Raw genomic sequence first — 20,041 nt, forward strand, 5'->3', positions numbered from 1 at the left:
CTTCTTATTTAGAAAACCTCAACTCTTTCAATTGCACTTTAATGAAATAAGTACACTTTATGTGTACTTACTTCATTATTATATAATATAATCTCACTATCTAAAATTAAAAACTTTAAAAGACTATATTTTCAATCTATATACCTTAACAAGTGGTGTTAATAATACCTTTTCGAAAAGCTCATCATCATATTTTTCAAGTACCATCATCTGAATATATAACGAGTTATAAGTTTGTTCATCTAGTACTAAAAATGTATTGTAACTTTTCATATATATAACACTCAGAGTAGATGTAAAATTTAAAAGCCTCTCTTGAACATCCAGTTTTCCATTTTTGGTATATCCTGTAACACTAAAGCGTTTTATAGGCTGTTTTTTAGTTCCTATTTGTATTGTATTTGAATTTAAATCTAATAATACGTTATTTCCAAGATTTACAAAATTATTCTTACTGTTAAATTGTCGTGATAAATAAAAAAATGGACGTTCAAACTCATCTCCACTCATTAAATCAATATTTGAAAATACTTTTACTGTTGAGTATATGTCCAACATCCTATATGGTATATAAAAATATATATCTCTAGTTTTTTTAGGTAACTTTATATCCGTATGAAGAGAAAGTAAAAAATCATTTGTATTATCAAATCCATAATCTTTTGTCATTTGTTCTATATTTGAAAAAACTTTTATCTCTTTATTTTTTATAGCTTCTATATTATTTTTTCTAAACTCAAATGCTTTTTCTGTATATTCAACATCAAGTCTTGCCATTTTTGCGGCTTCTTCCTGCGGGTTTGTTAATATATAACTTACTGGAAAATTAACCTTACCACTATGTTTACCTCCATCTGTAAGAGTTTTAGCATCTGAATAATATCTTATAGCATAACTATAATCCCACCAAGATATTACATAGTCTTCTTTATTTACAATATTTTTAAATTCATCTAAAACTTTAACTTCATCTTTTTTAAATACAGTTGGGACCTTATAGGATATTATATGACTAATATTTGGTATTAAGATGACAATTGTCAGTATAATAGTTGATAATTTTTTCACACTTTTTTTATTTGTTATATATTTTAAACTTTCAGTTATTAAAAAAGCTATCCCTAAAGCTAAAATTGGCACTGCATATATAGTAAACCTAAGACCACCAACGTATGCTAAGAAACCGAGTCCTAACATAGGAAGTGCTAATAACATTATACGATGTTTATATACTAGCCATAAATAACCAATCAGTGATAATAAAAATGTTATAGTATGTCCACTTATACGGTTAGCAAAAATTTCAAATGGTATCCTCCCAGCTTCACGAACAGTTTGCATTACAGCATAAAAGTGTAACCCTAATCCTTCATCTGTTTTATCAACTACATTTCCAAAAACATATGGTTGCAGTTTATTCCAAATTGGATTTAAACCACCTGTTATAAAGAATGCTAATATGGATATCCATAAGATATAGTAAATATACTTATCAAACTTTTCTTGTTTAAATATATAAAATACAAAAAGTACTATTGGGAGTCTTATGAAACCATCTATATTTAACATAGCGAACATCATAATAGTAAGTAATTTATAGTTATATAAATTTTTTCTATCCCAAACTAATGTATAAAAAAGAATTAGACCAAAGAAAGCAAATTCTAAAGCATAACTTTGTGGATACCACCAGCGATAAACTAGAATATCTAGTGCGGTTATTAAAAGATATTTATTCTCATTTGTATTCACAGCCCAAATAATTGACCAAAGTAAAAAAGTTGGTATTACAATATTTAGCATATCTGTATCATAATATCCAACCATTGTACGGTTATAATAACTCCATGCGATTGATGATAAAAGTGCTGCTATTAAACCCACTTCAAGATTTTTAAGATTTTTTGCAATCAAAACTATAGGTACTACAATAAGTGAACTTAAAAATACAGGCATATAAAGAATAATACTCTCAAAAGAGAATGGAAGTATATATGCAAAAAGTGCAGTAAGTTGTGATAATGCAAAACTAACTGGGGACCTATCATTTAACTGATGAAATTTATCATAAAAGTCTTCTGCACTTGGGTTTGTAGATGTCCCAGACAAAATGTCTCTAGCACCCTCTGCAAAATAATACCCATCATTAGTATTTATCATAAACTGACCGTTGAACATAAATTGCTCATAACCGCTAAACTGGTAAATCCAAATCATTCTCATACCAACTGAGAATAAAAATGCAATTATTATATAAATAAGTGTTAATTTTGTTTCTTTAGTTAAGTTCATTTTCTAATTCTTTTAATTTTATTTCATATTTTTTTATATCGGATATTCTATCATATTTAATAGCACCTTTTAACAGCAACGTATACTTTTTAATAAGTTCTTTTAGTACCAATTCTTTTTTTAATGCGATTAAACTAAGGTCTTTTGACTTTAATATTTTTTCAAGAGCAACTACCCTAAACCTATCCATTCCCCAATGTTTAAAACTAAGCTGATCATCATGACCAGCATATTTTACTATCAGTTTTTCATCAACTAGACCTATTTTATTTTTAAGGGAAATCCTAAGCCATAGATCATAATCCTCACAAACTTCTAAACCTTCGTCAAATGACCCTATATTTATAAATATCTTCTTGTGTACTAGTACTGAAGATGGTGCTATATTACAATACCCGAGTGATTTTTCAAAAATATCACCACCATATTTTTGAAATTTTTTCGGTACTTTCACCTCTTTTTCATCTCTTGTCCAAAGTTCATCCGTATAACTCATTAAGATATCAAAATTATTTTTATGAAATTCCACCTGCTTTGCCAGCTTATCTACACGCCACTCATCATCTGAGTCTAAAAAAGCTATCCAATCACTTTTTGCTTGTTTAATACCTAAGTTTCTTGCAGAAGACACTCCGCTGTTTTTTTGATATATATATTTTATTTGAGGAAAGTCTTTTTTAATTTCTGAAGTTTCATCTTGTGAGCCGTCATCGACTACAATAATCTCTTTTGGAGGATAGGTTTGAGAAAGTACCGATAATATTGCTCTTTTTAAAAAAGCATATCTGTTGTAAGTGGGGATAACGACTGAAATTTCTATAATTATCCCCTTTTCAATTATTTTTTACACTTACCTAAAACTAAGTTGTCTTGATTTCTTTGAATAGTTTTAGCACCTATTCCTTTTACTTTTGCAAGAGCTTCTATACTCTCAAAACAACCGTTTGCATCTCTATAAGCTATGATAGCTTCCGCTTTTTTGCTTCCAACACCTTTGAGGGCAGCAAAAGATTTAAGATCAGCATTATTAATATCTACACTTGCAAACAATGAACTAAGAACCATGATTAATGAAATAACTATCTTCATATACAACCTTTAAAAATAAATTTAAATCTCATGGTACTATCTTGATATTTAATTTCATATTAAATTAAACATATTTTGTTAAATGTGATTATTTCACCAAACTTTAATTTCATTATACACACTGTCACGCTCAACCGGTATAAACCCTGAGTTCTTAATAAGTCCTACAAACTCCTCCAGATCAACTCCGTTAGCACTCTTTGCACCAGCTGCAGAGTTTATTGACTCTTTCTCAATCGTACCATCTAAGTCATTTGCACCAAACTCCTGAGCTACAAGAGCTAGATTTACGGTTGATGTAACCCAGTAAGCTTTTAGATTTGGAACATTATCTAAAACTATACGTGAGATTGCCATTGTCTTTAAAATCTCATTTGCAGTGATCGCTTCTTTTATATTTAGGTAATTATTCTCAGTTTGATATACAAGGGGAATGAATGCATTAAAACCGCCAGTTTTATCTTGAAGCTCGCGTATACGCATCATATGATCAATTCTATGTTTACGCTCTTCTACATGCCCAAACAGCATAGTAACGTTACTCATTTTTCCGCGTTTATGCCATTTTTCATGAATCTCCAACCACTGATCAGATGTAACTTTACCTTTACATATATAATCCCTAACCTTTTCATCAAAGATCTCGGCACCGCCGCCCGGCATAGAATCAACACCGTTTTCTACCATTAGATCAAGTATCTCATCATATGTTTTGTTGTAATGCCTTGCCAAGAAGTCAACCTCAGCAGCCGTTAGAGCTTTTACATGTATATGCGGGTATTTATCTTTAATTTTTTTTAAAATACTCAGATACCAGTCAAGTCCCGTATCGGGATTATGAGCGGACACTATATGAACTTCTTTCGCTCCACGTTTATCAATATCTGCAACAATATCCAAGATCTCTTCATGTGTCATAGTATATGGATTTGGATTTTTTCTATTTGCCGAATATGCACAAAACTTACATATATCTGCACATATATTTGTAGGGTTTATATGACGGTTTATATTAAAGTACGTCTTTTTGCCGTGTTTTTCTTTACGAATTTTATCTGCCATCTCACCTAATTCAAACAGGTCTTTCTCATATAGGCTTAATGCCTCTTCATAATTTATTCTACTCATTTATAATCCCGGTGCCTTCCACATTGAAGTTGTAATATTTTCATCTACTAAATTCAGTTGGGTCTCATAAGCCCAAATCCACTTTTTCTTAATCTCTTGATATTTTTCATAGTTATCCATATTTGGCTCGTATGTTTTTTCCCATTCAACCAAAGTCTCGGCTGCATCTACTATACTTGTGTATACCCCTGCTCCAACACCTGCACTCATTGCAGCTCCAAGTGCCGTAGCTTCTCTTACTTTTGGAATTTTAACTTTTTTACCCAGTACATCAGCTAAAGTCTGACTCCATAATTCACCCTTACTTGCTCCGCCTGCAAAAACAACCTCGTCAAACTCTACGTTTGAGAACTCTTTAATATTTTCCAAATTTATAGCACTTACAATAGCGGCATTTTCCTGTAAGGACTTAAACATAGATGCACGGTTGTATTTTGACTCATCGAGTCCTAAATTTAAAAAACTTGGGGATGCATGGTACCATTTACCGTATTTCATACTATCTGAAAAAATCGGAAGTATTCCATATGCGCCAACTGGAACAGACGCAGCTTTTTTCTCTAAAAGCTCATAAGTATCAATACCCATATCTTTGGCTTCAAGTTTCTCTAACTCGCAAAATGCATCACGAAACCATCTCATAACAAGTCCGCTGAAAAAAGTGATCCCCTCTGCTTGATTTAATCCTGATACTACATGAGGGTTTACACGTATAGACATATCTTTTGGAGGCATTACATCATTTTTAATATTTACAACCTGTTGCCAAAAACTACCGCCCAAAATTGCAACTTGATTCTCTTTTACAACTCCAAGCCCGGCAGAACCGAGTTGAACATCTCCTCCACCCATTACAACCTTTGTATTTGTCGATAGAGTTGTCTCTTCAGATGCTGTCTCTATAACATTTCCTATAATTGTACCTACCTCATAACAAGGCACAAAAATATCATCTTTAATGCCGACTTTCGTAGCCATAGACTTTTCCCAGTCACGCGTCTTTAAATTAAATATACCAGTAGTTCCGCCATTACTTGGATCGCTTGCTATCTCACCGCTAAGTTTTGCCAGTACCCAATCACCGATCATAGACATGTGAGCTACTTTTTCATAAAGTTCAGGTTTGTTATTTTTTAGCCAAAGTATTCTAGGTAATGCACCAAGGGCAAATGTCTGACCGCTTGTTGCATAAAAATCTTCCTCTATGCCCTCTTCTAACTCTTTTAGATATTTGACTTCTACGCAAGCCCTTGCATCTACGTTCGCTACTCCCCATAACTCGTTACCGTATTTATCATAAAGTACAATCCCCTCACGCATACTAGTTGCACTTAGGGCTAAAATATGTTCGGGTTCTATGTCAGCTTTTTGTATTGAATCTTTGATAACATCGCATGTAAGAAGCCAGTTTTTCTCAAAATCAAAACTCATAGAGTTTGAAACACCATCTTCTTCTAAATGTGTCCACTCTTTTTGAGAAACTGATATTTGATTACCTTTTGTATCAAAGATAACACTTCTAATACTTCCTGTTCCTGCATCTATAGCCATCAAGTAAGACATATAACCTCTTTTACTTTTTCAATTTTACTAAAGAAACTTTTGACAAAGTCAAACCGCTTTCGCTAGTTTTGCTTGTTCTAGTTCCCAGTATTCCATCTCGAAACTATCTTTTAGAGAGATACTCTCATACCCGCCAAGCTTATCAGCGCGTAGTACTGCCGTCATTGTATGTTCTATAACATCATTGATCACATCAGCTTCTTTTTGAGTCTTGCCAAAACTTACAATTCCAAAACCTTTAATAACTGCATATTTTGGATTTGCATCAAGCATGATCTCATCTTTAGAAAATTTTTCAAAATATTTTTTATATTCAGATTTATAACTATCTAAAGCCGTAGCGATATTTTCATCCTCCAAAACTAAAGGATGACGTTTTGTTCTTATGATATGTTCAGGCGTTAAAACTCCGCGAGTAACTTTACTTCTTAAATCATCTTGTGAAGCATAAGTAAGTGCAAGATCAGACTGGTTTACATTTATAAACTCGGCACCGACTTTTTCTTTTAACTGATCTATATTAAATTCAACAGGAGTTTTTGATATAAGTTCTAACTTTGCATTCTCTTCTAAAAACTCTTCAGCGCAAGTCACTGCATCGATCATCTTATCATAAGATCTTTTAGCATCGTCATCAAATGTAAATATTCCGTGGTTATGTAATATGATCCCTTCAATTGTATCCCAATCCAAACCTTTTGTCATTTCATAAATTGTGCGAGCTAAAATAAATCCAGGCATTACATATGGTACTATCAAAAAGTTCGGGTAAACTTTTTTAATATTATCCAGTCCTGTTTTTGAGTTTGAAATAGTTACAACAGCATCCGCATGAGTGTGATCAACCACTTTGTATGGGATAAGTGCATGCAAGATAGCTTCAACAGATGGGTTTGGAGCAGTTTTATCTATCATAGCAGCTTTTTGTCCACTAACCATATCTGAATCGCTAAGCTTCTCCAACTTTGCCATCTCTAAAAGTGTAGACATTTTAACAGGTGCAAAACCTTCAGCTTTTATACTTAGAAGATCCCAACCTGAACCTTTTACAAGTAAGATCTCTTCACCGTCTAGAACAGTTTTTACAGAGGTATTTCCACCTCCGTGAAGTACAAGCTCATCACTCCTGCCTAAAAGGTTAGATGTATACACGCGAAGCTCCAGATCTGTTTTATAGTTTTTAGCTTCCTCGTCACTCCAAAGGTTTTTCATCTGTAACCTTATTTTAACTTGGCAAAAATATCCATAGCATCTAGTTTTTCCCATGGATAATCACTTTGACCAACTTGACCGCGGGCTGCTACATCTGCATATAAAAAGTTTTCTTCGCTTGGATGATCTAGTCCAAATTTATCCGTAATCCAATTAGGTGTTAAAGAAAAGTTTTCACTTACAAATTCTGATAATTTATCATCATTAAGACCTTCAACTACAGTACCGTACGTATCTACAGAAACAGATGTAGGTCTTGCAACACCAATAGCATAAGAGATCTGAACATTACATTTTTTAGCGTAACCGCTTGCTACAATATGCTTAGCTAACCATCTAGCAGCATAAAGTCCACTTCTGTCAACTTTTGTATAATCTTTTGAACTCTGAGCACCACCACCAATTGGTGCATATCCACCAAAGCTATCAACAATAAGTTTTCTACCAGTTAAACCACTATCATGTAAAGATGAGTGATTTACATAGCGTCCTGTTGGATTTAAGTGTATTATAGTTTTTTCAGGATGGTATAGGTCAGTTGGAAGTCCAGTGTCATCGATTAGACCCTGAAGAAGTTCTCTAACCTCTACTATATCCATATCTTCGTTTGATGGAGCCGATACAACTATTGTATGGATAGACTGAGGATTACAGTTTTCAAAGTTTTCCTTTGTACCATAATCAAGAGTTACCTGAGTTTTTATATCAACGCCTAGTTTATGGTTGTGTTTTAGTGCATAGTGATAGACTTTGTCACTTAACATTCTTGCATAAGTTATAGCTGCAGGCATATAATCTGCCGTCTCACTTGAAGCATAACCAAACATAATTCCCTGATCCCCTGCTCCAACTTCACCGTCTTCTTGATCAACACCCTGATTGATATCTGGAGATTGTCTATTTAAAAGTACTTGAACTTTAACATCATCAGGATGCAGACACTGTTCTTTTGTAAAAGCACTCTTACCATCATAGCCAATACCTGCAAGTGCATCTTTTACTATCTGTACATATTCAGCTTCACTTACATTTGCATTTGACGTTACTTCACCACCTATAATAACATGTTTACCTGCTACAAAAACTTCGCTCGCAACTCTGCTTTTTGGATCTTCTATGATCAGTCTGTCAACTATACTGTCTGCAATAATATCTGCACATTTATCCGGATGACCTGGGCTTACTACCTCACTTGTAAATAGATACATTATCCTAAAACCTCCAATTCATCTGTATATTTTTTCTCACAATACGGCTCATACGAAGATTTATAAACTGCATAATGTGAACTTGCTTTATGACCATCTAAAGCAGCTTCATCACGCCAACTCTCATAAGCCATAAATTTTCTAGGATTGTTTTGATATTGAAATATTTCATAAAATATACATCCATCCTCAGCTTTACTTGGCTTTACCATGGCGCTTAAAAGCTCTTTCATCATTTCGATACTTGCATCGTCATCTTTTGCTATAAAAGTTACTCTTTTTGTAATAGTCATTTAGGTTTACCTCAATGTAGTGACAATCTTTTTAACGAGCATAATTTTCAAAAATATTGCCGGAAAAAAGAAAAAATTGTCACTACTCTCTTTCTTTCTATTATTGTTTATAATTTAATCTATGGGATTATATCAAATTAATCCATTTACATTATAATGTCTTATGAAGATAATGAAGGAATAACTGCTTGGATATTAAATTACAGATAGAAGATGTTATAGAACAAAATGGTAGCGACTTTGAACTTAGCAAGCTTTTTAAAGAATACATAAAAGAGTATAAAACTTCTCTGCCTGAACTTTTTAAGTCTAATCAGGGTAAAGATTTTTTAGTAAAACATACTAAACAACTAGATTCTATAATAAAATTGATGTATAACACTATTCTTCGTCGTACATTTGGAAACTATCTTCCTATGAGGAATTCTATTCCAATCAGTGTAGTAGCCTTAGGTAGTTATGGACGCGAACAATTATGTGTACATAGTGATATAGATCTTTTGATCGTTTATCATGAAATAGAGGGTTATAACTCTAAACAGATAATAGAAAAACTTTTTTATCTAGCCCTTGATTCAGGACTTAAACTAGGTCACCGTGTACATGAAGTCAGTGACCTCTTTCACGCAAGTCAAGAAGATATTACTATCCGTACATCTTTAATGGAAGCAAGATTTATTACAGGTTCAAGCTTTACTTGGCATGCTACGCAAAGAGAATTAAACAAAATCCGTTTATATAAACAAAAAGAATTCATATTACAAAAAGTTGAAGAGTCTCAACTAAGAAGAAAAAAATATCCTACTTCTATGCAACCAAACATTAAAGAGAGTGTAGGTGGGCTTAGAGATTCTAACCTTATATTTTGGGTAGCACAGACCATTTTCGGTGTAGACTCATTAAGAGATCTCTGTGGAGAAGTTTTCTCAGATGATGAGTATAAGGAGTACCGTATAGCTTTAGAGCTGCTATTTAGATTAAGAAGTGCACTACATATTATAAGCGGTAAACAAGAAGACAGGCTACAGCTTCAGATTATGCCTGAAGCTGCCAAAATTCTCGGATTTAAAAATGAACAAAAACTTGTATCAAAGATACTTGAAGCTCAATGGCGTATTAGTAACTTTACACAAATATTTGTCAAAAAAATGGTGCGCCCATATATAGAGAAACAAGCATATATAACAAAATTTAGACACAATAGAATTCAAAAAGGTATATATTTACTGGAAAATAGAATATACGCATCATTTAATCTTAAAAACCTCTCAATAGATGAACTTTTAGAGATACTTGTAAACTTAGAAGACAAACCATATAATTTTGATGCAGGTTTTTTAAAACAATTTACATACACGAATATAACATCTCCTCTAAAACCATCAACACATAAACTAATAAAACGACTTTTACAAAAAAATAATATTTACTGCTTTTTAAAACTTTTTTATGACTCTGGAGTATTGCATAAACTATTTCATAACTTTAAAAAAGTTATGTTTCTACCACAGTTTGACGGTTATCACCATTACCCGGTAGATATACATTCTATAAAGTGTGTAGAAGCACTTGAGAATATAAAAGAGCCTTTTATAAAAAATTTACATGATGAACTTAGTGATGATGAAAAGCTGCTTTTAAAAGTCGTTGTTTTATTTCACGATACTGGTAAAGGAAGGAAACAAGATCATAGCGAAGTCGGTGCAAAATTAGTAGCACCATACATAAAAAAACTAGACCTGTCTGAAGAGTTACAAAAAAGAGCTATTGTTTTAGTTAAACATCATGTACATATGAGTGGTGTAGCTTTTAAAGAAAATATACATAATGAAAAAACATTATATAAATTTATGTCTAACGTTATAGATGAAAAAAACCTAAAGCTACTATACATATTAACATATGCAGACATAAACGGTGTTGGTAAAGATATATACACATCTTTTTACTCTAAATTATTATATGAATTATATGTTAATGCACTAGAAGTATCACAAAACTCCGATCGAATTACAGATGCTAAAAGACGTCTTATTATAGAAAAACGTGTTAAAAACCTTGAAGAATTTAAACTTCTTCCAAAAACTTTTCAGAAAAAAATCCTTACGATTGAGAGTAATCTGTTTTTCTTTAAACACTCTCCTCAAGAGATTATAAAAATTGCAAAAAAAGCAAAAGAAACTAAAGAATTCCAATACTTTGCAGATAATGAGAAATCTTTAATTATAGAGATTTATAGAAAAGTACCACTAAATATAGGTTTTTTACTCTCAACTCTTAGTCATTTAGATGTTGGAACAATGGAGATTCTTACACTTTTTGATGATATAAAATACTTCAGAATTGAATTTAAGAAAAATGTATACGGTGCTGAACTAATGGACGTTGAAGAGATTATAGAAGCTGCTTTTGATATGGACAGAGTTGTCGAGAATAAAAATATTGAAATTAAGAAAGAAGAGATCACGATAGACTGTGATCATTCACTCGCACATGCAGAGCTGAATATAAATACAAAAAACCAAATTGGACTACTTGCATATATGATGGATGCATTTGAAAAACTAGGCATAAATATAGCAAGTGCAAAAATACACTCAACAAAATACAAAGTAAGAGATAGCTTTTTAATGAGTAAACAAAATAATATATGTAATAATGTCGAAAAAATTTATGATCTGCTAACAAAATAAGGTAAATATATGTGTGGAATTGTTGGATACCTAGGAAAAGATAATACAAAAGAGATACTTCTTAATGGTTTAAAAGAACTAGAATACCGTGGATATGATTCAGCAGGTATAGCTGTTTTACAAGACGGTGAATTTTCTAACTACAAAGCTGTCGGAAAACTAGTAAACTTAGAAGAGAAAACAAAAGATTTTATAACAGATAAATTTGCAGTTGGAATCGGTCATACACGCTGGGCTACACACGGTAAACCGACTGAAATAAATGCACATCCGCACTTAGGTGAGAGTTCATATGTAGTTCACAACGGTATAATTGAGAACTATTCTGAACTAAAAAAAGAGTTAGTTCAAAGCGGAGTAAATTTTTTAAGTCAGACAGATACAGAAGTTATAGTTCATCAGTTTGAAAAAAATCTACAAACAGCTTCTAATGAATTTGAAGCATTCTCAAAAACAATTAGTGAATTAGAAGGTGCATATGCAACTTTAATAGTAACAAAATCACGTCCTGATACTATATTTTTTGCAAAGCACGGATCTCCAATGCTAGTTGGAATCAATGATAAAAATGAAAAGTTTTTTGCATCGTCAGATTCCCCTTTAATAGGTTTGGCTCGTGAAGTCAACTACTTTGAAGACGGTGACTATGGTTATGTCAGCAAAGATGATATTAAAATTTATGATATGGATGGTAAAGAGAAAAAGCCGAACTTTACAACCCTAAATTCAGATAAATTATCAGCTCAAAAAGACGGTTACCGCTTCTTTATGGAAAAAGAAATTTATGAGCAAAGTGATGTTATAGCAGATACTCTGCTTGGGCGCTTAAATGACGACGAAATCATATTTGAAGAATTAGATCAAAATCTTTTTGATGGGATTGAAGAGATCAAACTATGTGCCTGCGGTACATCATACCATGCTGCTTTAACAGCTTCATATATGTTTGAGCGCTATTCAAAAATAAGATGTTCTGTTGAGATCGCTAGTGAATTTAGATACCGCCAGCCAATCATGAATCAAAACACTCTTTTTGTAGTAATCTCTCAAAGCGGTGAAACTGCAGATACACTTGAAACACTTAAAATGGCAAAAAAAGCAGGTTTAAAAACTCTTGTTATTTGTAATGTTGACAACTCTTCAATGGTGCGTGAAGCGAATGCTAGTATATTAACTCGTGCAGGCATAGAAAAAGGTGTAGCTTCTACAAAAGCATTTGCTACTCAAGTTACCGTATTTTGGATGCTTAGTTTATATATAGCGAAACTAAAAAATTCTATGAGTGCAAATGAGATAAAACACCAGATAGACTTATTACGAGAAGTTCCTTCAAGTGTAAAAGTAAATGATGAGATGCATGAAAGAATTAAGCGTTTATCTAAACGTTATCTTCACGGACATGGTTTTTTCTTTATTGGACGCGATATATTTTATCCACTTGCACTAGAGGGTGCCTTAAAATTAAAAGAGATCAGCTATCTTCATGCAGAGGGTTATCCAAGTGGTGAAATGAAACACGGTCCAATAGCACTTGCTGATCCTGAACTTTTTACAATAGCTCTGCTACCGGAACACTTACTATATGAAAAATCTAAAAGTAATGTAGAGGAATTAAGTGCAAGAGACTCTACTATATGTGCCATATCTTCAAAAGAGTTTGACAAAGCAGATGACTTTATACAAATAAATAAATGTAAAGACTATATGCTGGAATTTTTTGAGATGATGATTGTTGTTCAAATACTATCATTGGAGATCTCTATACGCCTTGGTAACGATGTAGATATGCCAAGGAATTTAGCAAAAAGTGTAACTGTAGAATAAAGGATAATTTTTACAATTTCAAAATATATTAAATTATATTAAGATATGATAATTAATTCAAATCTTAATATAAGCGAATATATATGCGAACAAAAATAAAACTTCTTTTTATAGTAACTCTTATGCTTCTTGGCTTAGCTATAGCCACAATTATAAACGTATCACTAAACTTCAGAGAATACAGTATAAAATCAGCTCTTGAAAAAGCTGAAACAGCTGCTAGAACTGTTGAAGATGGCTTAACTGCACATATGGTTAACGGCATTATGGATAAACGTGAATACTTCTTAGAACAAATTTCAAATAATGATGATATTAAATCTCTATGGCTAGTTCGTAGTCAACATGTAATAAAGCAATATGGGGAAGGCTTTAACTCAGAACTTGCACGTGATGCTATAGATGAAGAGGTACTAAAAACAGGTCAGGTTATTAAAAAGATAGATGAGTATACAGACAAAATAAACCTTAGGGTTACTATGCCTTATAAAGCTACTACTGTAGGTAATATAAACTGTTTAACATGTCATGATGTAAAAAGAGGAGATACTCTTGGTGCCATAAGTATGGAATTTAATATTACAGACATGAGAAATGCAGGTCTTTTTACTATTTTAAAAATTTTAGGTATTAACCTTATCTTTATTGTTATAGCCCTTATACTTATAAACTACTATGTAACGCCTTACATGAAACTTTTTGAAGATCTTCAAGCTGGAATTCAAGAGGCTTATAGCGGTGACTTTACTCATAAATTTCAAACTAAAATTAAAGGTGAAGCAGGTAAAGTTGTTGAACAGTTAAATACACTGTTTGAAAAAATGCATGAAGCTTTTGGTGAGATTAGGGTTAATCTAGCAACTTTTGTTACAGACAGATCCTCTTCATGTAATGATCCGCTATATGAAGCTAAACAGATCATTAATGAACTTTCAGATATATATAAATTTAAAAAGACTATAGAACTTGATGAAAATAAGAATATCATATATTCTAGAATAATAGACGTTCTAAAAAGAAAATTTGATATCGAAAACTTTGCAATATACGAAATAGATAACAAACACAACACAAGAAAACTAATTTATATTACTGATGAAAAACTTACAGAAACATGTAATGTAGAACTTGTAGATAAAAATGCGCAAAAATGCCGTGCTTGTAGGACACATTCAGATGTAATATCTACTGAATTCCATAACCTTTGTACATCAAATCATGCAGAAGATATACACTTTATATGCCATCCATATCAGATAAATGATGAAGCATCACTGTTAATCAATATGATGTCGTATGATGAACTTGACATTCCAAAATATACTTCTTATATGCCAAGTATTACTAACTATCTTGAAGCTGCTAAACCTGTGATTGAAAGTAACTTGCTTATGGATAAGTTACATGACACATCTTTAAGAGACGGAATGACAGACCTTTACAACAGAAGATTTTTAGAAAACTTTATAGATAAAGTGATGAGTCAAGTTAGACGTGCAGATGAAACTTATCATGTATTAATGCTTGATGTTGACTTCTTTAAAATGGTAAATGATACTCATGGACACGATGTTGGAGATAGAGTTATAGTTGATCTTGCAAATGTACTTAGAAGCAGTATTCGTGAAGCAGATCTTGCTATACGTTACGGTGGAGAAGAATTTTTAGTCATGCTTCACAATGCAACTGATGAGGGTGCTTTAATGGTAGCAAGAAAAATTCACCAAGACTTTGGAAGACTACGTTTTGATGTAGGTAGTGGAGAATCTTTACAAAAAACTATCTCTATCGGTATAGCAAAATTCCCTAATGATGGTGATACAATCTGGAAATGTATTAAATATGCAGATACTGCTTTATATAATGCTAAAAACACTGGTAGAAATAAAATAGTAGAGTTTGATGAGAGCATGATGGATAAAGATAAATATGAAGGTTCTTATTAAAAAGAGGTGGAGTAATTCACTTCTTTTATCTTAATTTCTTCCCCACATAAATAAAAAAACTAGATAACTGATAATTAAAAATCAAAAGATTGGTGTAGTTTCGAGAAGTTTAACGAGGAAATGTACTAAAAGTACATGACAAGTGTAACGACGCTGAAAATGCGCCGATACTTTGGTTTTCTTTTTGTATTATATTACATAGAACAAGCAGACACACCTGGAGGTGTAGTCGGCTGAACAGCTTGGTTGTCAACCCCACCCTCTGCATTTATATTTTCTATGAATGCCCAGATAGCTTCTGCCGCTTGATCATAACGTTTAGCACTCTCACTAGTTGGAGCAACGTAAGAGATAGGTTTACCCTCATCTCCACCTGTACGAATACTTGGCTCTATTGGAACTTCAGCAATTATTTTAGTATCAAACTCATCTGCCATAGGTTGAGTCGTACCTTTACCAAAAATATCATACTCAACACCAGTATCCGGAGCAATAAATCCACTCATATTCTCAACTATACCTGCAATTGGAATATGAAGCTTTTTAAACATATCAAGTGAACGTCTAGAGTCATCTAAAGATACACTTTGCGGCGTTGTTACAGTAAGACCAGCCGTTACAGGTACACTTTGAGCAAGTGTAAGTTGTGCATCACCTGTTCCCGGTGGCATATCGATAACTAATACATCTAGTTCACTCCATAAAATATCACGTAGGAACTGTTCAATTGCTTTCATAATCATAGCACCACGCCAGATTAGAGATTGTCCATCTTCCATAAGTGAACCCATAGACATAACTTCAATACCGTAAGCTTTTAAAGGCATAACTTTATTTCCGTTAACTTCAGGTTTTACATCAGCTACACCCATCATACGGGGAATATTAGGACCATAGATGTCTGCATCTAAAAGTCCAACTTTTTTACCTTGTTTAGCAAGGCTGATTGCAATATTTACAGAAGTAGTTGATTTACCTACACCACCTTTACCAGAACTTACCATTAAAAAGTTTTTAACTTGTGGTGCTATATTTTTACCCTTAGAAGAACTCTCTTTTGGCATTTGAGGTGCAGTAATATTAATAGTCGCACTTGAAGCACCAGCATGCTTTAACTCAGATTGTGCATCATCAGTAATTTGTTGTGCAACCTCTGGAGCCGATGAAGTAATATCTACAGTTACACTTACATCATTTCCAGAAATTTGAATATCTTTTACAAAACCAAAAGTTACGATATCTTTAGTAAAACCTGGATATGTAACTTTTGATAATGCATCTTTTACAATTTGTTCAGTCATAAAATTTTTTCCTTTATAAAATTTAATTAGCTTCAGCTAATTTTGCATCTTCTGCAATTTTCGCAATAGCTTCAGGATTATCCATAATCTCTTGAGTTATTTTGTATGAACAAAATTTAGGTCCACACATAGAACAAAATTCTGCTTCTTTAAATACGTCTTGAGGCAGTGTCTCATCATGATACTCACGTGCACGTTCACTATCAAGGGCAAGTTCAAACTGTTTTTCCCAATCAAATGCATAACGCGCATCACTCATTTCATCGTCAATATCACGTGCACCCTTACGTCCACGTGCAATGTCTGCAGCATGGGCAGCTATTTTGTATGCAATAATACCTTCACGTACATCGTCTGCATTTGGAAGTCCTAAGTGCTCTTTTGGAGTTACGTAACATAACATAGATGCTCCATGCCATCCTCCAACAGCAGCACCGATAGCAGATGAGATATGATCATACCCTGCTGCGATATCAGTTACAAGTGGTCCTAATATATAAAAAGGAGCCTCGTGACAATATTCACGTTGGATCTTCATATTACGCTCAATCTGATTTAAAGGAACATGACCTGGACCTTCAATCATAACCTGAACATTTTTCTCCCAAGCACGAAGTGTTAATTCACCAAGAACTTTAAGCTCACCAAGTTGTGCATCATCACTTGCATCAGCTAGACAACCTGGACGAAGTGAATCTCCTAAAGATAAAGAAACATCGTATCTAGCACAAATATCTAAGATATCATCAAAAGCCGTAAAGAAAGGATTTTCTCTATGATAGTGCATCATCCATGCTGCCATTAATGAACCACCGCGAGATACTATACCCATCTTACGTTTTGCTACTTTTGGCATAGTCTCTAATAAAAAACCTGCGTGGATAGTAAAGTATGAAACACCCTGCTTCGCTTGGCGTTCTAGTACTTCAAGCATAACCTCTATACTTAAATCCTCTATCTTATTTCCAACATCGTGTAAAATCTGATAAATCGGCACAGTACCTATTGGAATTTTTGAATTAGCGATTACGGCTGAACGAATCTCGTCCAGATCACCACCAGTTGATAAGTCCATCGCTGTATCAGCTTTATAATGTTGTGAAACTTGAACTTTTTCTATCTCACCTTGAACATCACTTGCTATTGCAGATGATCCTATATTTGCATTTATCTTACATTTTGATGCTAAACCGATAGCCATCGGTTCTAAGTTTGTGTGATTAACATTGGCAGGAATTATTAAGCGTCCCCTTGCAATCTCACTTCTTACAAGCTCAGGATCTAAGTCCTCTATTTTAGCAACATACTCCATCTCTTGTGTGATGATACCTTGCTTAGCGTAATACATCTGAGTTTTACACTCGTCATTTTCACGCTCTTTTACCCATGAAGTTCTCATAAGGGTCTCCTTTAATAGTAGAAACTGTTAATAGTTTAGTTTTTTTATAAAAGTTTCTTCTCTTACATAAAAAATTTATAGTTAGTTGGAAATATAATCAAATAAAGTTAATTTAACCTAAAGTCTTTTTGTTTATTGAAGAATTAAGTATATCTATAAGTGTTTAATAACTTATAGATACACAATTTTTGTAGTAATTATATTGATTTTCTAAATTCTGGATAAGCTTCAACACCACATTCAACAATATCCATACCTTGAAGTTGCTCTTCTTCATCAGCTGTGTAAGTAGTAAATTTATTAATAATATATACAACTAGAAGTGATACAGGAAATACTATAGCTCCTACTACTAATACACCTTTTAGTTGAGCCATAAAAGATACATCACTTACAAATATACCTACTGCTAGTGTGCCCCATATACCATTTACCAAGTGAACTGATAATGCACCGACAGGATCATCAAGTTTTAACTTATCAAATAATGGAACTGCTAAAATAACTAAAGCACCACCAATAGCTCCGATTAAAATAGGCGTATATATATCATATAGATCTGGTCCAGCAGTTACAGCAACAAGTCCACCTAGTGCACCGTTTAATATCATAGTTATATCAAATAGTTTATATCTTATATACATAACTATAGTTGCAATAATTGCACCTGCAAGTCCGGCAGTATTTGTATTCATAATTGTTTTTGCTACAGCATCGGCATTTTCAACTGAAGATATTGAACCTACACTACCACCGTTAAATCCAAACCAACCAATCCATAAAAGAAAAGCACCCAAAAATACTAAAGGGATATTTGAAGCAGGAATTACTTTAACACTTCCGTCTTTTCCATATCTTCCCTTTCTTGAACCCATGATTATTAGTGTAGCTAGCAATGCCCATCCACCTGTTGAGTGTATAACAGTCGAACCAGCAAGGTCATACATATCTATATCTAAAAAAGTGCCTGCAAACATATCAGCACCCCAAGATATATTCACTATTAAAGGGTATATCAAACCACCCATAATAAATGCAAAAACTGCTACAGGAATAATACGTACACGCTCACTAACTCCACCACTCATAATATTAATAGTTTTTCCGACAAATGCCATCTGAAATAAAAAAGCAGCCCATTTACTCATAGAATCATTTTCCCATGAACCAAATGCCAACTCATAACCGATAAGTAAAAAAGCGATAGACGCAATAGCGTAGATAAGTGTGTTTATTGTAAGTACTGCAGTAACATTTTTAGCACGTACAAGACCTGCTTCTAGCATTGCAAAACCAGGTACCATAAGTATAATTAGTGTCATAGAAAACAGTGCAAAAAAAGTATCTATAACATATTTAAATTCAGTCTCAACCATTCAATTCCTCCCATTCAAAAGGGGAATTTTATCTAAAATAAAAACTTATATTATAGGGAGGAATGATTAAATTTTAATCAGTAATATTTAAGAGGAATAGATTAGGATATTTCCACAAAGTTGTGGAAATACTTAAACTATATAGCTTCTGCGTCAGTTTCACCTGTACGGATACGGATAATTTTTTCAATATCACTAACGAATATTTTACCATCACCGATTTTACCAGTACGAGCTGCTTCTACGATAGCAGATGTAACTTGATCTACATCTTTATCGTCAACTACCATCTCCATTTTGATCTTTGGTAAAAAGTCAACTACATATTCTGCACCACGGTAAAGCTCAGAATGACCTTTTTGACGTCCATATCCTTTTACTTCACTTACAGTCATACCAGTAATACCGATCTCTGCAAGTGCATCTTTTACATCTTCTAATTTAAATGGTTTTATAACCGCTTCTATTCTTTTCATTATTTAGACTCCATAATATTTTTATTATAAGAGGGATTCACCCTCTTTTTTTAATTTTCAAAATTGTAACCACTTTTAGTGTTTAAATCAACTAAATTACAGGTTAAGACTTTTTTCACCATGAACAGCTTCGTCAAGACCAACTTGCTCAGTCTCTTCATCTACTCTACCACCACCTGTGATTGCTGAAGCTATATAGTAAACGATTATAGTACCAACTAATGTAAAGATACCTACTACT

The 20,041-nt window shown here is 33.1% G+C and carries 15 protein-coding genes and 1 pseudogene; 3 read left to right on the forward strand and 13 right to left on the reverse strand.

The features are described 5' to 3' along the window. Positions 1 to 123: 123 nt before the first annotated feature. From ABZA65_RS11095 to ABZA65_RS11130, 8 genes are all read right to left on the reverse strand, one after another. Positions 124 to 2,292 carry an STT3 domain-containing protein gene (locus tag ABZA65_RS11095; RefSeq protein WP_373073632.1) on the reverse strand — a complete coding sequence of 723 codons (2,169 nt, stop codon included), beginning with the start codon at positions 2,290 to 2,292 and terminating at the stop codon, positions 124 to 126. Then, positions 2,279 to 3,133 carry a glycosyltransferase family 2 protein gene (locus ABZA65_RS11100; RefSeq protein WP_373073660.1) on the reverse strand — a complete coding sequence of 285 codons (855 nt, stop codon included), beginning with the start codon at positions 3,131 to 3,133 and terminating at the stop codon, positions 2,279 to 2,281. The genes ABZA65_RS11095 and ABZA65_RS11100 overlap by 14 nt, the downstream gene beginning before the upstream one ends. Beyond that, positions 3,130 to 3,381 carry a ComEA family DNA-binding protein gene (locus ABZA65_RS11105; RefSeq protein WP_373073634.1) on the reverse strand — a complete coding sequence of 84 codons (252 nt, stop codon included), beginning with the start codon at positions 3,379 to 3,381 and terminating at the stop codon, positions 3,130 to 3,132. The genes ABZA65_RS11100 and ABZA65_RS11105 overlap by 4 nt, the downstream gene beginning before the upstream one ends. Positions 3,382 to 3,474: 93 nt before the next feature. After that, positions 3,475 to 4,509, reverse strand: a complete 1,035-nt coding sequence (gene mqnE, locus ABZA65_RS11110) for an aminofutalosine synthase MqnE (RefSeq protein ID WP_373073636.1) — start codon at positions 4,507 to 4,509, stop codon at positions 3,475 to 3,477. Continuing rightward, positions 4,510 to 6,072 (reverse strand): autoinducer-2 kinase, encoded by a 1,563-nt coding sequence (gene lsrK / locus ABZA65_RS11115; protein WP_373073638.1) that lies wholly within the window; start codon positions 6,070 to 6,072, stop codon positions 4,510 to 4,512. A 48-nt stretch (positions 6,073 to 6,120) separates the two neighbouring features. Then, positions 6,121 to 7,284 (reverse strand): class II aldolase/adducin family protein, encoded by a 1,164-nt coding sequence (locus ABZA65_RS11120; RefSeq protein WP_373073640.1) that lies wholly within the window; start codon positions 7,282 to 7,284, stop codon positions 6,121 to 6,123. An 8-nt stretch (positions 7,285 to 7,292) separates the two neighbouring features. Further along, positions 7,293 to 8,492 (reverse strand): methionine adenosyltransferase, encoded by a 1,200-nt coding sequence (metK, locus tag ABZA65_RS11125; protein WP_373073642.1) that lies wholly within the window; start codon positions 8,490 to 8,492, stop codon positions 7,293 to 7,295. After that, on the reverse strand, positions 8,492 to 8,785 hold the full coding sequence (locus tag ABZA65_RS11130; RefSeq protein WP_373073644.1) for a putative quinol monooxygenase: 294 nt from the start codon (positions 8,783 to 8,785) through the stop codon (positions 8,492 to 8,494). Before ABZA65_RS11130 ends, metK begins: the two co-directional genes overlap by 1 nt. Before the next feature lie 188 nt (positions 8,786 to 8,973). Between ABZA65_RS11130 and ABZA65_RS11135 the strand changes: the two genes are divergently transcribed. The 3 genes from ABZA65_RS11135 to ABZA65_RS11145 all read left to right on the forward strand — a co-directional run bounded on the left by ABZA65_RS11135 (position 8,974) and on the right by ABZA65_RS11145 (position 15,248). Beyond that, positions 8,974 to 11,478, forward strand: a complete 2,505-nt coding sequence (locus ABZA65_RS11135) for an HD domain-containing protein (RefSeq protein WP_373073646.1) — start codon at positions 8,974 to 8,976, stop codon at positions 11,476 to 11,478. A 9-nt stretch (positions 11,479 to 11,487) separates the two neighbouring features. Beyond that, positions 11,488 to 13,302: a glutamine--fructose-6-phosphate transaminase (isomerizing) gene (gene glmS, locus ABZA65_RS11140; protein ID WP_373073648.1), complete on the forward strand. Its 1,815-nt coding sequence runs from the start codon at positions 11,488 to 11,490 to the stop codon at positions 13,300 to 13,302. Between the two features lie 83 nt (positions 13,303 to 13,385). Then, positions 13,386 to 15,248: a diguanylate cyclase gene (locus ABZA65_RS11145; protein ID WP_373073650.1), complete on the forward strand. Its 1,863-nt coding sequence runs from the start codon at positions 13,386 to 13,388 to the stop codon at positions 15,246 to 15,248. A gap of 194 nt (positions 15,249 to 15,442) precedes the next feature. On the opposite strand, the gene ABZA65_RS11150 is transcribed toward ABZA65_RS11145, so the two are convergent. The 5 genes and pseudogenes from ABZA65_RS11150 to ABZA65_RS11170 all read right to left on the reverse strand — a co-directional run. Next, positions 15,443 to 16,549 carry a P-loop NTPase gene (locus ABZA65_RS11150; protein ID WP_373073652.1) on the reverse strand — a complete coding sequence of 369 codons (1,107 nt, stop codon included), beginning with the start codon at positions 16,547 to 16,549 and terminating at the stop codon, positions 15,443 to 15,445. Between the two features lie 22 nt (positions 16,550 to 16,571). After that, positions 16,572 to 17,948, reverse strand: coding sequence for a phosphomethylpyrimidine synthase ThiC (gene thiC / locus ABZA65_RS11155; protein ID WP_373073654.1), 1,377 nt, complete (start codon positions 17,946 to 17,948; stop codon positions 16,572 to 16,574). A gap of 197 nt (positions 17,949 to 18,145) precedes the next feature. Further along, positions 18,146 to 19,324 (reverse strand): ammonium transporter, encoded by a 1,179-nt coding sequence (locus tag ABZA65_RS11160; RefSeq protein WP_373073656.1) that lies wholly within the window; start codon positions 19,322 to 19,324, stop codon positions 18,146 to 18,148. A gap of 137 nt (positions 19,325 to 19,461) precedes the next feature. Next, positions 19,462 to 19,800: a P-II family nitrogen regulator gene (locus tag ABZA65_RS11165; protein ID WP_373073658.1), complete on the reverse strand. Its 339-nt coding sequence runs from the start codon at positions 19,798 to 19,800 to the stop codon at positions 19,462 to 19,464. A 96-nt stretch (positions 19,801 to 19,896) separates the two neighbouring features. After that, positions 19,897 to 20,041, reverse strand: a pseudogene (locus ABZA65_RS11170) (ammonium transporter); the annotation flags it as partial.

This window comes from Sulfurimonas sp., from assembly GCF_041583195.1.
GTDB lineage: Bacteria > Campylobacterota > Campylobacteria > Campylobacterales > Sulfurimonadaceae > Sulfurimonas.

Coding starts and splice junctions, on each gene's coding strand:
- ABZA65_RS11095 (WP_373073632.1), bottom strand. CDS start 2,292: ATGAACTTAACTAAAGAAACAAAATTAACACTTATTTATATAATAATT.
- ABZA65_RS11105 (WP_373073634.1), bottom strand. CDS start 3,381: ATGAAGATAGTTATTTCATTAATCATGGTTCTTAGTTCATTGTTTGCA.
- mqnE (WP_373073636.1), bottom strand. CDS start 4,509: ATGAGTAGAATAAATTATGAAGAGGCATTAAGCCTATATGAGAAAGAC.
- lsrK (WP_373073638.1), bottom strand. CDS start 6,072: ATGTCTTACTTGATGGCTATAGATGCAGGAACAGGAAGTATTAGAAGT.
- ABZA65_RS11120 (WP_373073640.1), bottom strand. CDS start 7,284: ATGAAAAACCTTTGGAGTGACGAGGAAGCTAAAAACTATAAAACAGAT.
- metK (WP_373073642.1), bottom strand. CDS start 8,492: ATGTATCTATTTACAAGTGAGGTAGTAAGCCCAGGTCATCCGGATAAA.
- ABZA65_RS11130 (WP_373073644.1), bottom strand. CDS start 8,785: ATGACTATTACAAAAAGAGTAACTTTTATAGCAAAAGATGACGATGCA.
- glmS (WP_373073648.1), top strand. CDS start 11,488: ATGTGTGGAATTGTTGGATACCTAGGAAAAGATAATACAAAAGAGATA.
- ABZA65_RS11145 (WP_373073650.1), top strand. CDS start 13,386: ATGCGAACAAAAATAAAACTTCTTTTTATAGTAACTCTTATGCTTCTT.
- ABZA65_RS11150 (WP_373073652.1), bottom strand. CDS start 16,549: ATGACTGAACAAATTGTAAAAGATGCATTATCAAAAGTTACATATCCA.
- thiC (WP_373073654.1), bottom strand. CDS start 17,948: ATGAGAACTTCATGGGTAAAAGAGCGTGAAAATGACGAGTGTAAAACT.
- ABZA65_RS11160 (WP_373073656.1), bottom strand. CDS start 19,324: ATGGTTGAGACTGAATTTAAATATGTTATAGATACTTTTTTTGCACTG.
- ABZA65_RS11165 (WP_373073658.1), bottom strand. CDS start 19,800: ATGAAAAGAATAGAAGCGGTTATAAAACCATTTAAATTAGAAGATGTA.